General features: G+C 57.6%; 13 protein-coding genes. 9 read left to right on the top strand and 4 right to left on the bottom strand.

Annotation, left to right across the window (positions count from 1 at the left end):
- Positions 1–3: 3 nt before the first annotated feature.
- The 4 genes from PO881_RS22715 to PO881_RS22700 form a co-directional block, all read right to left on the bottom strand.
- On the bottom strand, positions 4–936 hold the full coding sequence (locus tag PO881_RS22715) for an ABC transporter substrate-binding protein (protein WP_192235005.1): 933 nt from the start codon (positions 934–936) through the stop codon (positions 4–6).
- Between the two features lie 18 nt (positions 937–954).
- The gene (locus PO881_RS22710; protein WP_110868465.1) at positions 955–2,268 is read right to left on the bottom strand and encodes an LLM class flavin-dependent oxidoreductase; all 1,314 of its coding nucleotides are present in this window, start codon (positions 2,266–2,268) and stop codon (positions 955–957) included.
- 83 nt (positions 2,269–2,351) lie between these two features.
- Positions 2,352–3,509, bottom strand: a complete 1,158-nt coding sequence (locus tag PO881_RS22705) for an amidohydrolase (RefSeq protein ID WP_137386970.1) — start codon at positions 3,507–3,509, stop codon at positions 2,352–2,354.
- Positions 3,510–3,531: 22 nt separating this feature from the next.
- Positions 3,532–4,527: an MsnO8 family LLM class oxidoreductase gene (locus PO881_RS22700; RefSeq protein ID WP_137386971.1), complete on the bottom strand. Its 996-nt coding sequence runs from the start codon at positions 4,525–4,527 to the stop codon at positions 3,532–3,534.
- Positions 4,528–4,895: 368 nt separating this feature from the next.
- On the opposite strand from PO881_RS22700, the gene PO881_RS22695 reads away from it, so the two are divergent.
- From PO881_RS22695 to PO881_RS22655, 9 genes are all read left to right on the top strand, one after another.
- A complete protein-coding gene (locus PO881_RS22695) occupies positions 4,896–5,873 on the top strand; it encodes a TRAP transporter substrate-binding protein (RefSeq protein WP_137386972.1) in 978 nt (325 codons plus the stop codon).
- A gap of 48 nt (positions 5,874–5,921) precedes the next feature.
- On the top strand, positions 5,922–6,428 hold the full coding sequence (locus tag PO881_RS22690) for a TRAP transporter small permease (protein ID WP_110868462.1): 507 nt from the start codon (positions 5,922–5,924) through the stop codon (positions 6,426–6,428).
- A gap of 12 nt (positions 6,429–6,440) precedes the next feature.
- Positions 6,441–7,727 carry a TRAP transporter large permease gene (locus PO881_RS22685; RefSeq protein WP_101761395.1) on the top strand — a complete coding sequence of 429 codons (1,287 nt, stop codon included), beginning with the start codon at positions 6,441–6,443 and terminating at the stop codon, positions 7,725–7,727.
- A gap of 474 nt (positions 7,728–8,201) precedes the next feature.
- Positions 8,202–8,381 (top strand): hypothetical protein, encoded by a 180-nt coding sequence (locus PO881_RS22680; RefSeq protein WP_210080278.1) that lies wholly within the window; start codon positions 8,202–8,204, stop codon positions 8,379–8,381.
- 13 nt (positions 8,382–8,394) lie between these two features.
- A complete protein-coding gene (locus tag PO881_RS22675) occupies positions 8,395–10,017 on the top strand; it encodes a TIGR04028 family ABC transporter substrate-binding protein (RefSeq protein WP_280173071.1) in 1,623 nt (540 codons plus the stop codon).
- A gap of 12 nt (positions 10,018–10,029) precedes the next feature.
- Complete coding sequence (locus tag PO881_RS22670) at positions 10,030–10,974, top strand: ABC transporter permease (protein WP_192413463.1); 945 nt, start codon at positions 10,030–10,032, stop codon at positions 10,972–10,974.
- Positions 10,971–11,828 carry an ABC transporter permease gene (locus PO881_RS22665; RefSeq protein ID WP_101761392.1) on the top strand — a complete coding sequence of 286 codons (858 nt, stop codon included), beginning with the start codon at positions 10,971–10,973 and terminating at the stop codon, positions 11,826–11,828. Before PO881_RS22670 ends, PO881_RS22665 begins: the two co-directional genes overlap by 4 nt.
- On the top strand, positions 11,825–13,435 hold the full coding sequence (locus PO881_RS22660; protein ID WP_280173070.1) for an ABC transporter ATP-binding protein: 1,611 nt from the start codon (positions 11,825–11,827) through the stop codon (positions 13,433–13,435). Before PO881_RS22665 ends, PO881_RS22660 begins: the two co-directional genes overlap by 4 nt.
- The gene (locus PO881_RS22655) at positions 13,432–14,433 is read left to right on the top strand and encodes a putative FMN-dependent luciferase-like monooxygenase (protein WP_222183117.1); all 1,002 of its coding nucleotides are present in this window, start codon (positions 13,432–13,434) and stop codon (positions 14,431–14,433) included. The genes PO881_RS22660 and PO881_RS22655 overlap by 4 nt, the downstream gene beginning before the upstream one ends.
- Positions 14,434–14,437 lie beyond the last annotated feature (4 nt).

Here is a 14,437-nt window from a genome sequence, read left to right as displayed (position 1 = left end):
TCCTTAATCGCCCAATCCGGCCGGATTGATCTCTGAACTGTCGATACGCTCCACGCCTTCACCCCAGCGCTTCAGCACCTTGTCGTAATCGCCGTTCTTGATCACGCCATTCAGCGCGGTGTTGATCGGCTGCACTAAACCGCCATCTTTCTTCACCGTCACCGCGATGTGCGCCGCTTTAGGCCAGCCGCCATCGACGCTGCCAACCAAACGCGTCTGCTTGGTCAGCGCCGCTTTCCAGGCGCCAATTACGTTCGGACCAAAGTAGGCATCGGCGCGACCTGACTGCAGCGCCAGCGTTTGGGCCGCATCGTCTTTGGTATACACCGGCGTAAACGGCTTCAATCCTTTAGCCTGATTCTCTTTATCCCAGGCCAGCAGGATCGATTCCTGATTGGTGCCAGAGCCGACGATAATACGCAGTCCGGCAATATCTTCGGCTTTGGTCAGCGACGTAATTGGACTGCTGGATTTGACGTAAAAACCGAGTGAATCTTTGCGATAGGTGGCGAAATCGAAGCGTTCTTTGCGCTCTTTAGTGACGGTCACGTTACTGATCGCCGCATCGTATTTGCCCGATGCCACGCCCAGCGGCCAGTCTTCCCATGACGTTGGCACCACGTTGAGTTTCAGACCCAGGCTGTCGGCGACTAAGCGGGCGATATCCACTTCGCTGCCGAGCAGGGTTTTGTTGTCATCACTGAATACAGTTAATGGCGGCGAATTCAGCGCGGCGACCGCTACGGTGAACGAACCCGGCACGGCAAAGCGATGTCCAGCCGGGATCTGCGCCACTGCGGCGTCATTTTTCGCGGTATTGATCGGCGTTTTGTTGGCTTCAACACTGATGTTTTGACCGTTAACCGCCACATCTTCGGCGAATACGGCGCTGCTCATGCCCAGCAACAACAGCGCAATAAGGGATTTTTTCTGCATAGCGTTTATTCTCGAGTTTTATTTTTGTGTGTATTGGTTAACCGGATCTTTCAGACCAAAGCTGGCGCGCAGCGTGGTTCCGGGGTATTCGCTGCGGGTCAAACCTCGCGCTTGCAGAATCGGTACCACGCGATCGACAAAGCGTTCGAAGGTATCTGGCGTGCCGCCCTGAATGATGAAGCCATCGGTCGCTTCGCTCTCAAACCACAGCTGCAAACCGTCAGCCACCTGCTCTGGCGTGCCATGGAACAGCGGACGCGGCGTTGCGGCTTCCAGCGCCGCCTGGCGCAGCGTGTGGCCATGCTCGCGCGCCTTACGTTTGATTTCGTCGGTGGTGCTGCGGAAGCTGTTTTGCCCGATATCGCCGAGTTCCGGGAACGGCTCATCCAGCGGATATTGTGAGAAGTCGTGATGATCGAAGAAGCGACCGAGATAGTTGAGCGCATCTTTGATGGAAACCAGCGCGGCGGTGGTTTGATACTGCTGCTCCACATCTTCCGCACTGTCGCCAACAATCACGCCAACGCCCTGGAAAATGTGCAGATCGCCCGGTTCGCGGCCATTCGCCACCAGCTGTTTTTTCACATCGCGGTAGAACGCCTGCGCCTCTTCGCGCGTCGGCTGATGGGTAAAGATGGCATCGGCGTGTTTAGCGGCCAGCTTGCGGCCATCTTCCGATGCGCCCGCCTGGAACACCACCGGACGTCCTTGCGGCGTACGTTCGATATTCAGCGGCCCTTGCACCTGGAAGAAATCGCCGTGGTGATTCAGCGTGTGCAGCTTCTCAGGATCAAAGAACTGGCCGCTCTCTTTATTACGCACGAAAGCGTCGCCTTCCCACGAATCCCACAGCCCTTTCACCACTTGCAGATACTCATCAGCGATGCGGTAGCGCAGCGCGTGTTCCGGATGCTGCTGGCGCGAGAAGTTCTTCGCCGAACCTTCCAGCGGCGAGGTCACCACGTTCCAGCCCGCACGACCGCCGCTCAGATGATCGAGGCTGGCAAACTGCCGCGCCACGGTGAACGGCTCACTGTATGAGGTGGAAACCGTGCCGACCAAACCAAGATGCTCGGTTACGCCCGCCAGCGCCGACAGCAAGGTCAGCGGCTCGAAGCGATTGAGGAAATGGGGAATCGATTTTTCGTTAATAAACAGGCCATCGGCAACAAACAGGAAATCCAGCTTGCCCGCTTCCGCCTTGCGCGCAATGTGTTTGGCGTAATCAAAATTGATGCTGGCATCGGCCAGCGCCGCCGGATGACGCCACGCGGACATATTGCCGGACGCGCCATGCAGAATGGTGCCCAATCGCAGTTGTCTTGCAGTCATAATGTTCTCTCTTTTGCCAAGGCGCAGCCTGACGGCGACATGCCTGTCGCCGTGCAGAACCGGAATTAAAAGGGTGAATCGCGTTAGTTCAGAATGGCGTCACGACATCGCGCGTTGAGGTGCTGCAACGCTTGCTGAGCCAGTTGCGTAAAGTAGTGTGCAGCGGGGGCAATCAGCGCTTCATCAGGATTGAAGCCGCCATGATGCAGACCAAATTCGCTCGCGCTGCCAATGCTGACAAACGCCCCGGGGATCTGCTGTAAGTAGTAAGCGAAATCTTCGCCGCCGAGATGTAACTCAGCGGTCTGCACATGGTAGCCCGCCTGCTGCGCCACGTTGCTGGCAAACTGCGCCCAGCGCGCATCGTTCTCCAGCACCGGCGGACCCGGATGCCAGCTAAAGGTGGCGCTGGCTCCGTTGGCGGCGGCGATATTCTCCACCAGCGTGCGGGCGCGCTGCTCCAGCTCCGCGCGCACCTGTTTGTCGTGGGTACGCACCGTGCCGCCAAATTCGGCCTCGCCGGGCAGTACGTTCCAGGTTTTGCCAGCATCGATACGCGTCACGCTGAGCACTAAGCTATCCAGCGTATTGAAGCTGCGGCTGGTGAGCGATTGCAGCGCCTGAATAATCTGGCTGGCGACCACAATGCTGTCCACGCCCTCTTCCGGATGCGCGGCATGCGCGCCTTTGCCGGAAACGCGCACGATAAATTTATCCGCATTGGCGTAAAACGCGCCGCCACGGGTGGCGAAGGTGCCGGTCGGCAAACCGGGTTCATTGTGCATGCCGAAAATCGCCTGCACACCGTCCAGCACGCCCGCATTGATCAACTGGCGTGCGCCGGTGGCGTTCTCTTCTGCCGGTTGGAACAGAATACGGATGCGGCCCGGCAAGTGATCTTCAACGGCTTTCAGCTGCAAGGCCGCGCCCAGCATCACCGCGCTGTGAACATCGTGGCCGCAGGCGTGCATTACGCCGCTGTTGCGCGAGCGGTAAGTGAGTCCGGTGGCTTCGTGAATCGGTAGCGCATCGATATCGGCGCGCAGCGCAATCAGCGTGTCGCCGTGCCCCACTTCCACGATCACGCCGGTTTCCAGCGGATAATCCAGCAGACGCAAACCGGCGTCCTGTAACCAGCGGCGCAGGCGCGCGGTGGTTTCGACTTCGCGGCCGGATAACTCCGGCCAGCTGTGCAGCTCACGTCGCCAGTCAATCAGCTGATGTTCGCTAAATTGCGTCATACCTGCCTCCGGAAGCAGCGAATCATGCGGTGACTAAACGGTGAGTGGCCAACAGTTCGAGTGATTTCACGCGCGCCTGCTCTTCAGCCACCGGCGTATCAATCACGAACTCTTCAATGCCGAAATTCTGATGCAGCGCATCCAGCTTGGCATGCACCTGCGCGGCGGTGCCTTTCAGCAGCGATGGCGTGCGCGGTTCAATCACGTAATCGGTATAACCGCCCTGACGCACATAACGTTCGGCCTGCTCGACGCTGCCGACGTTAACGCTGGGGCCATCTTTCACGCTGACGTGGTAAACGCGCAGGTTATCCACCAGCAGATCGGCTTCCGCCGGCGAGTCCGCCACCACCACTTGCACCGCCACCAGCGCGCGCTGGCCGTTGCTGTGCTGGCGATAGCTGTTGAGGACTTTTTCCATCAGTTGCGGATCGCCGTTGTGATGCGCGGCAAACACCAGCTGCCAGCCGAGTTCTGCCGCCAGTTTGGCGCTCTCTTCGCTGGCACCCAGCAGGAAGCGATTGGCCGGACGCGGCGGCTGTGGCGTAGCGCGCAGAATCTCTTCATCGCCCACTGGCGGCACTTGCAACCAGCTATCCAGCAGCGTCAATTGCTCGGCGAAGCTGCCTTTCTCCTGCAGATGCACGCCGAGCTGCAAAGCACGCGTTGAGAGTGGCAAACCGCCCGGCGCTTTGCCGACCCCAACGTCAATGCGGCCCGGCGCTAAGGACGCCAGCAAGTTGAAGTTTTCCGCCACTTTGTACGGGCTGTAGTGTTGCAGCATCACGCCGCCGGAGCCGACGCGAATATGTTGCGTCTGGCCGATGATCCAGGCGATCAGCAGTTCCGGCGACGGACTCGCCAGGCGATCGGTATTGTGGTGTTCCGCTAACCAGAAACGGTGATAGCCCCAGGCTTCCGCCTGCTGCGCCAGCTGTAACGTGCGGTGTAGCGCGTGGCTGGCTGTCTCTCCGTCGGCAATCGGCGATTTATCCAGCAAACTCAGTCGGTATGACATGCGCCTTATCCTTTTCGTCATGAATATGGCGAGTAGTTTGTGGCGGAGAAGGCGGATTCGTAAAACATGATATTGTCGTATCTATATTTACTTTATGCATATCAGGGAGATAGATTGGACCATGTGGTTTAAACTCCTTTGAAAACACACAATTATCCCCACAGGATATGGATTGTTGTGGTGATGTTTTGAAAATGTGACACTCAATATAAAATTATTAAAACATCGTTTCAAAATGTGACGTAATTCATCCAATCGCCATTCCCTTATTTTTCCAGCCACTATTTTCTCTATGCTGACACCACGCGGCATCCTTCGACAAATTAATGCGCCGCACCTTCCTGCCTCCCTTTAGCTGGAGAAAAAGCATGACGTTTAAAAAATTACTTCTGGTCGTTTCGTTATCCTCTGCGGCAGCGTTTTGCCCGGCAGTGGCTTCCGCCAAGGTCATTAAAGTGGCCGAAGTTCAACCGGCGGGTTATCCCACCGTGGTGGCGCTTGAACACATGGGCGAGAAGTTAAAAAAAGCCACTGATGGCCGATTAGAAATGAAGGTTTACGCCGGTGGCGTACTAGGCGATGAAGACCAGACGCTGCAGCAGGTGCAACTGGGCGCCATTGACATGATCCGTGTTTCGCTGGCACCGGTCACCACCATCGCGCCAGAAACCAGCGTATTAACCTTGCCGTATGTTTTTCGCGATGAGGATCATATGCACAAGGTGCTTGATGGTGATATCGGAAAAAATATCGTCGAGAAATTCGATAACGATCCTAACGCCCGTATGATATTCCTCGGCTGGACCGACGCCGGTGTGCGCAACATGATCACTAAAAAGCCAATCGCCAAACCCGACGATCTTAAGGGTATGAAAATCCGCGTGCAAAACAGTGCGATTTCGTTGGCCACCTTAAAAGCCATGGGCGCAAACCCGGTGGCAATGGGCGTGAGCGAAGTGTTTAGCGCCATGCAAACCGGCGTGGTGGATGGCACTGAAAACAACCCGCCAACCTTTGTTGCCCACAACTATATGCCAGTCGCCAAATACTACACCCTCACCGGCCACTTCATTCAGCCTGAAATGATTCTCTACTCTAAACCGTTGTGGAATCGTCTCTCGGCTGACGACCAGGCGTTGCTGAAGAAATTAGGCAAAGAGGCGCAGGAGGAAGAGCGTCAGCTCTGGGCAACTTACACCCAACAATCCATCGAGAAGATGAAAGCCGGTGGCGTGACCTTCCAGGAAACCGATCGTGAAACCTTCATGAAAGCCACCCAGCCAGTGCGCGATCAATTTGGCGGGAAATATCAGGATTTGATGAAACAAATTGCTGATGTGAAGTAATCCTCCCCACGCCACGTGCCTGCGTGGCGTTTTAATCAGGTAAATATTATGACTGCATACTCTCGTCTGATGGATGGGCTTTATTTGCTGTGCATGGCGATCGCCGCCGTTGCCTTGTTGATCATGGTGACGGTGATTCCCATCGGGATTTTCACCCGCTATGTGCTGAACGACGCGTTATCCTGGCCAGAACCGGTCGCCATCATTTGCATGATCATCTTTACCTTTATTGGTGCGCCAGTCGGGTTCCGCGCCGGTACGCATATTTGCGTCTCGATGATGACCGACCGGCTCTCGCCGGTGAATCAGCGCTGGCTACTCAAGTTGTCTGACGCGCTGATGATCATCACCTGTCTGGTGATTTTCCGCGCCAGTTACAACCTGTGCGAAGCGATGTGGGTGCAAACGCTGGCCTCACTACCGGTGGTGACCTATGGCGAAATGTATCTGCCGATCCCAATCGGCGCGATTTTCACCCTGCTGTTTGTCATTGAAAGATTGGTTAATGGCGATCAAAGCCAACGCGCCATCGTGACTCTTGGCGGCACCCACTAAGCGGAGAAGAAAATGGACGCACTGATTTTGATAGGCAGTTTGGTGGTATTACTGCTGGTGGGTTTCCCGGTGGCATTTGCCGTTGGATTGAGCGCGTTTATCGGGGCATGGTGGATCGATTTACCACTGGAAGCGGTGGTGATTCAGATTACCAACGGCATCAATAAGTTTTCACTGTTAACCATTCCGTTCTTCATTTTGGCTGGTGCGATTATGGCGGAAGGCGGCATTGCCCGACGGCTGGTCAACTTTGCCTATATTTTCGTTGGTTTTATTCGCGGCGGTTTGTCGCTGGTGAATATTGTCGCCTCAACCTTTTTTGGTGCAATTTCGGGTTCTTCGGTGGCGGATACCGCCTCGATTGGTTCCGTGATGATTCCGCAGATGGAGGAGAAAGGCTATCCGCGTGATTTCGCAGCGGCGGTAACGGCCAGCGGCTCGGTACAAGCGGTGTTAACCCCGCCCAGCCACAATTCGGTGATTTATTCGCTCGCCACCGGCGGTGTTGTCACCATCTCATCGCTGTTTGTCGCCGGCATCATTCCTGGCCTGTTACTGGGTTTTTGCTTAATGGTAATGTGCCTGGGATTTGCGCGTAAACGCGGCTATCCCAAAGGTGAGCGCATCCCTTACAAGCAGGCGTTGAAAATCTTCTTCGATGCGTTTTGGGGATTGTTCACCATTTTCATCATTCTCGGCGGAATTCTGTCCGGCGTTTTCACCGCCTCGGAATCGGCAGCCATTGCCTGCATCTGGGCGTTCTTTGTCACCATGTTTATTTATCGTGATTTCAAATGGACGCAATTGCATATTCTGGTGTTTCGTACCATCAAAACGGTAACCATTGTGATGGTGTTGATCGCCTTCGCCGCCGGTTTTGGTGCGGTAATGACCTTTATGCAATTACCCACCATTATTACCGAAGCCTTTACCCAATTTTCCAGTAACAAGTATGTGATTTTGATGTGCATTAATCTGCTGCTACTGGTGGTGGGGACGCTAATGGATATGGCACCGCTGATCCTGATTCTGACGCCGGTACTATTACCGGTAGCCACCGCACTCGGCGTCGATCCGGTTCATTTCGGCATGATAATGCTAACCAACTTAGGCATCGGATTAATTACGCCACCGGTCGGCACGGTATTATTTGTCGCCAGCGCAGTGAGTAAGCAAAAGATTGAGCAAGTGGTCACCGCCATGCTGCCTTTCTATGGCGTGTTGTTTATTGTGCTGATGTTGATTACCTATATTCCGGCGTTATCGCTATGGCTACCGCGTTTAATGGGCGTGATGTAACAACCGGTCAAATCATTGTGCTTTAAATCTGCTGCGGGCTCTGACACATCTACTGCGTCACGGGCCGTCCTCGCACCGCTAGCGCGGTACCTTCGGCTTTCACGTCGTGCCGACGGATCATTCGGGGATCGGCCGTCCTGGCCGGCCCCGAACTGCCTCACGCATCCCTGCGTGAGGCTCCTGGCCCAACGTAAAAGCCTCAGCGCTGCGGATAGCCCTTTTGCCGCAGCAGACGCGTCAGCGCCTCTGGCAAATGTGCCCTTTTCAACAACACGCACTGAAGGTTTGGAGCAGGCCGGGGCCGCTTTTGGGCCGGCAATCCGCAGCGCTGAACGAAGCGAGGAAGCCAGGAGAGCCCGCAGGACGCGGGCGAAAGGCGGAGCCGGGACAGGACGTCCCGTCTCCGCCGGTCCGTCAGGCAGACGAGCGAAGTGAAGGTACCGCGTAAGCGGCGCGAGGACCGCCGGACCAAAAGTGGCACCGGTCAGCGCCATCGCCAATGGCTTAGCTAATAAGCATTACGCCATTTATGGCGCCCCATCGTATGAACAGAACGCCTATTTATTTTTTTTAGCAAAGCTTAGTGCAATTCCTTGGTTCAACTCCCGTGTGCGGCATTCAATGATGAAAACCGCCCGTCGGGCTATTGATTAAAAAGGGAAACACTATGACTAAGCATTTTCACTTGCAGGCGTTGAGTTTGGCCCTGCTATCAGGGATTTTTAGCGCCCACGCGGCAGACACGCCCGTCAAAGGCGGCACGCTGGTTTACCTCGAACAACAGGCACATACCAACCTTTATCCACCCGCCGGTGGCTTTTATCCCAATGGCGGTATTCTGAATCAAATTACCGATAAGCTGACGTGGCAGAATCCTGAAACCTTAAAAGTGGAACCGTGGATTGCCGAAAGCTGGAGCAGTAACGCCGATAAAACCGAATATACCTTTAAAATTCGTCCCGGCGTCACCTTCTCTGATGGCACGCCCTTAGATGCCAATGCGGTAGCCAAAAACTTTGATACTTACGGTCTGGGAAATAAAGCCCAGCGCCTGCCGGTTTCCGAAGTGATCAATAATTACGACCGCAGTGAAGTTATTGATCCTCAGACGGTGAAATTCTATTTCAAAAAGCCATCTCCCGGTTTTTTACAGGGCACCGCTACCATCGGTTCAGGCCTGGTTTCCCTCAGTACGCTGCAGCGTAGCTTCGACCAACTCGGCGATGCGCGTCATATTATTGGTTCCGGGCCATTTGTGGTCAGCGATGAGAAACTCGGCCGCGAGGTCGATTTAACCGCGCGCAAAGATTATCAATGGGGCCCGAAAAACCTCGCCCAGCAAGGTCCCGCCAATCTCGACGGCATTAAATTCATCGTCACGCCGGAAGACAGCGTGCGTATTGGCGCGCTGCTGGCCGGCCAGGCCGACTTCATTCGTCAGGTGCAAGCCTACGACGAGAAGCAGGCGCAGCAGCAAAACTTCCCGATTTACGCTGCACCCACGCGTGGCGTCAACGACAGCATCAGCTTCCGCCCGGATAACCCGCTAGTCAGCGATGTGAAAGTGCGTCAGGCGCTGCTGCACGCCACCAACGCGCAGCAAGTGGTGCAAACCCTGTTCTCACCGAACTATCCGCAGGCCACCTCGGTGATCGCCACCTCGGCGGCCGGTTACGTCAATCTGGCCGACAAGCTGAAATTCGACCCGGCGTTATCGAAAAAGCTGCTGGATGAAGCGGGCTGGAAACCGGGCAGCGACGGCATTCGCGAGAAGGATGGCAAGAAACTGGCGCTGACCATTTATGAATCGCTGCCGCAGCCGCAGAACAAAGAGGTGCTGCAGCTGGTGGCGCAGCAGTGGCGTCAGGTTGGCGTCACGCTGGCGGTGAAAGCCGGTGATGCAGGCAGCCGCGTGCTGGATAACCTCGATCCGCTGAAAACCCCGCTGGTGGTGTCCGAAGTGGGACGCGCCGATCCTGACGTGGTGAAGAGCCAGTTCTATCCGACTAACCGTGATGCGCTGCTGCAAAAAGGCGGCTCCAGCGACAAGGTGCAGAACTTCCGCGACGACAAGCTGAACACGCTGTTGCTGGGGATCTCCTCGGAAGTCGATCCGGCGAAACGCCTGGCGGTAACCGGCGAGGCGCAGCGCTATCTGCTTGATCAGGCCTATGTAATTCCGATCTTTGAAGAACCGCAGGTGTTTGCCGGTGCGCCGTGGCTGAAAGGCGTGAATTTTGAAGCCGTGGGTCGTCCGTCGTTCTACGGCGCGTGGCTGGAAAAACACTAAGGCAGGTTAATGATGCAACGTTCACTGCTGCGAAGAGTGGGTCAAAGCGTTTTGGTGCTGTGGGCCGCGTTTACCCTGTCGTTCTTTCTGCTGCAGGTGCTGCCCGGCGATGCGGTGCTGATCAAGTTTCAGAACCCGGATCTGGGCCTTAGCCCGGATCAAATCGCCGAAATGCGACTGGCTTACGGCGCGGATAATCCGCTCTGGCAGCAGTACGTGCACACGCTGCTGGCGATGGTGCGCGGCGATTTTGGTTACTCGGTGCAGGCGGGCGTGCCGGTCAGCGAACAGCTGATCAGCAACCTGCCCGCCACGCTGCAACTGGCGCTGCTCGGTTTTGTGCTGGCAACCCTTATCGCGTTCGCGCTGGCGGCGTTATCGCGCTTGCCAGCGCTGCGCTTCCTGCGTTCGGTGCTGCAATCGGTACCGGCGCTGTTTATCTCGCTGCCGACCTTCTGGCTCGGCATCGCGCTGATTCAGCTGTTCTCCTTCCAGCTGCGCTGGATCCCGGTGATCAATCCCTCGGCGCTGCAGGGTTTGATTCTGCCGGTGATTACCGTGGCGATCCCGATCTCCGCGCCGCTGGCGCAGATTCTATTACGCAGCATCGATCAGGTTTCTACCCAGCCGTTCGTGGCGGTCGCGCGCGCTAAAGGCGCCAGCGAAAGCCATGTGCTGTGGCATCACGTGATGCGCAATGCGCTGCTGCCGGTGCTGAACGTTGCCGGTTTGCTGCTCGGGGAACTGATCGCCGGTGCGCTGATTACCGAAACCGTATTTGGCCTAAGCGGCGTCGGTCAGCTGACGCAGCAGGCGGTGAATAATCAGGACGTCGCGGTGTTACAGGCGGTGGTGATGATCTCGGCGCTGGCGTTTGTGCTGATTAACCTGCTGGTCGATGCGCTGATGCCGCTGTTCGATCCGCGTCTGCAATCCATTGCCGGAGGCAACCGATGAGTCTGGTCGATTACTCAACTGCGCGTCAAAGCAACGGCAACGCACGTGCGTCCCGCGTGCTCAACATCCAGCCTGGTTTGTGGCTGGCGTGGGGCGTGATGCTGTTGGCGCTGCTGGCGGCATTTGCGCCGGGTCTGTTTACCCATTTCAGCCCAACGGAAGGCGTGCCTGGCGCACAACGTCTGCCGCCGCAGGCCGCTTACTGGCTCGGCACCGATCAGTTGGGCCGCGATCTCTACGCGCGCATTATTTATGGTGCGTCACAGTCGCTGTCGGCGGCGGTCGCAGCGGTGGCGATGGGGCTGATTGGCGGCACCACGCTCGGCGTGCTGGCGGGCGCGATGGGCGGTCGCACTGAGAACTGGCTGATGCGCTTAGTGGATGTGCTGCTGTCGATTCCTTCGCTGCTGCTGTCGCTCAGCATTCTGATTCTGCTGGGTTTCGGCACCGTGCACGCCGCGCTGGCGGTGGGCATCGCCTCGATTGCCAGCTTTGCCCGCCTGGCGCGTGGCGAAGTGGTCCGCGTACGCCGCAGCGAGTTCGTCGAAGCGGCTTACGGCAGCGGCGGCAGTTTCTGGCGCGTGTTGTGGCGTCACATTTTACCCAACTCGCTGACGGCAGTGATCGCCTTCGCCGCCTTGCAGTTTGGCCAGGCAATTTTGGCGTTATCCACGCTCAGCTTCCTCGGCTACGGCACGCCGCCGCCAACGCCCGAATGGGGATTATTGATCGCCGAAGGACGTAACTATCTGGCGACTGCGTGGTGGCTCACCACCTTCCCCGGCATTGTGGTGGTCGCCGTGGTGCTGGCCGCCAACCGCATCAGTCGTCAACTGGCCGGAGGTGACGCATGAGCGCCTTATTAGCCATTGAAAATTTAACCCTCAGCTATCGCCAGCGCGGCGAGTGGCGCGCGGTGGTTCACAACGTCAGCTTTGAATTGCAGCCCGGTGAAATGGTGGCGCTGGTCGGTGAATCCGGATCCGGCAAAACCACCACCGCGCAGGCGATTATTGGTTTGATGGCAGAAAACGGCCGCCGGGACAGCGGCAAAATTGTGCTGAACGGCACCGATATCGCCGGTTGGTCTTCTAAACGTCTTGATAGCCTGCGCGGCGTCAGCATCAGCTTAGTGCCGCAGGATCCGGGCAACTCGCTCAATCCGGTGAAAACCATTGGCGATCAGGTCGGTGAAATGTTGCAGCTGCACCTGAAAATCAGCAAAACCGAACGTCAGCAGCGCGTACTGGAGCTGCTGCAAAAAGTGGGGCTGAGCCATCCGGAACAGCGTCTGACGCAGTACCCGCACCAGCTTTCCGGCGGCATGAAACAGCGCGTGCTGATTGCTATCGCCCTCGCCCTGCGTCCGCAGATTATCATTGCCGATGAACCCACCAGCGCGCTGGATGTCACGGTGCAAAAACGCATTCTTGATCTGCTGGATGTGCTGCGCCGCGAATCCGGTACGGCGGTGCTGTTTGTCACGCACGATTTGGCATTGGCGGCAGAACGCGCCGATCGCCTGCTGGTATTTCGTCATGGCGAAGTTCAGGAACAAGGCCCGGCGGCGCAGGTGATCAACGCGCCTAAGCATGCTTACACGCGGCAGCTGTTGCAGGACGCCGATCCGGGCGACAGCGCGCTGTCCGTGCCGACACAGGCCAACTTCTCGTCGCCAGCAATTCAGCTCTCCGGCATCAACAAACAGTTTTCCCTCGGTCGCCAGCTGCAGCTGCAGGTAGCGAAAGAGGTGTGTGTCACGGTGGCGCGCGGCACCACGCACGCGCTGGTCGGCGAATCCGGCTCGGGGAAAACTACGCTGGCGCGCATTCTTTTAGGCTTTGAGCAGGCCGATAGCGGCCGCGTGGTGATCGATGGCATCGATGCCACCGCGCTGCGCGGCGAAGCGCAACGTCAGCTGCGCCGCAAGATTCAGTTTGTGTATCAGAACCCGTTTGCCTCGCTGGATCCGCGCCAGACGCTGTTCGCCATCATTGAAGAGCCGCTGCGTAACTTTGAGAAACTCAGCAGCGAGCAGCGCCGTGAACGCGTCGCAGCCGTGGCGCAGCGCGTGGCGTTACCGCTGGAGCTGCTGACGCGTAAACCGCGCGAGTTGTCCGGCGGCCAGCGTCAGCGCGTAGCCATCGCCCGCGCCCTGATTCTGCAACCGGCGATTCTGGTGCTGGATGAAGCGACCTCAGCGCTGGATGTCACAGTGCAGGCGCAGATTCTGCAACTGCTGCAACAACTGCAACGCGAGCTCGGCCTTACTTATCTGTTTATCACCCACGACCTCGCCACCGTGCGCCGCATTGCGCACAGCGTCACCGTGCTGCGCGCCGGTGAAGTGGTGGAGCAAGGTGACACCGTCACGCTATTTAATGCGCCGCAGCATCCGTATACCCGATCGCTGATTGACGCGATACCCGCTTTCCGTCCGCTGATTAAGGAGTCTGCATGACGCGCAAACGCATTGGTTTTTTCACTCGCCTGCTGGATGACACTTCCGCACAGCAGCGCTATCGCCTGGCGACTGAACAGATTCAGCACGCCGAGCGCACCGGTTTTGACAGCGCGTGGATTGCTCAGCACCACTTTCACGAGAAAGAAGGCGGCTTGCCGTCACCGCTGCTGTTTCTGGCCCACGTTGCTGCGCACACCCGCACTATTCGGCTTGGCACCGGCATCATCACGCTGGCGATGGAGAACGCGCTGCGCGTCGCCGAAGATGCCGCGGTGCTGGATTTGCTGAGCAACGGTCGCCTCGAAGTCGGTTTAGGTTCGGGCGGCACCGCGACCTCGTTTCTGCCGTTCGGTATCACCATCGACCAGCGCGCCAGCGTGTTTGCCGATCATCTGCATCAACTGCTGAGCGCCTGGCGCGGCGATACGTTGGGCCATCCGGAGAATCATCTTTATCCCGCTGCGCCGACGCTGGCGCAGCGCGTGTGGATCGCCACCTTCTCGGTGGAAGGCGCGGCGCGCGCGGGACAAGCCGGGCACGGTTTGATGCTGTCGCGCACCCAGCCGCGTCCGGCGGGCCAGCCTGATTTGCCGCTCCACCAGATACAAAACCCGATGATTGATGCCTATCTGGCGGCTTTACCAGCAGGCATTGCGCCGCGCATTCTGGCATCGCGCACCGCTTTTGTGGCCGATTCCAACGACTACGCGCGCCGTCTTGCCGAGCCGGGCTTACAGCGCCAGGCGCAGCATTTCCGTGAATCGGGACACGTGATTGGCAACACGCTGGACGAACAGGCGCGTCAGCTGGATGCGCACTTCGGCGATGCCGACACGGTGCGGCAATCGCTGCTGGCCGATACGTCGCTGCAACGCGTCACCGATATCAGCTTCCAGGTGCACTCCATCGATCCGCCACACGCCGACATTCTGCGTTCTATCGAATTGATTGCCGAGCATATTGCGCCCGCGCTGCGTGCGCTAAGCCACGCTTAACAGG

The organism is Pantoea sp. SS70 (assembly GCF_029866845.1).
Taxonomy (GTDB): Bacteria; Pseudomonadota; Gammaproteobacteria; order Enterobacterales; family Enterobacteriaceae; genus Pantoea; species Pantoea leporis.
Note: the sequence above shows the minus strand (reverse complement) of the source record. Positions and strands in the feature narration are given on the sequence as shown.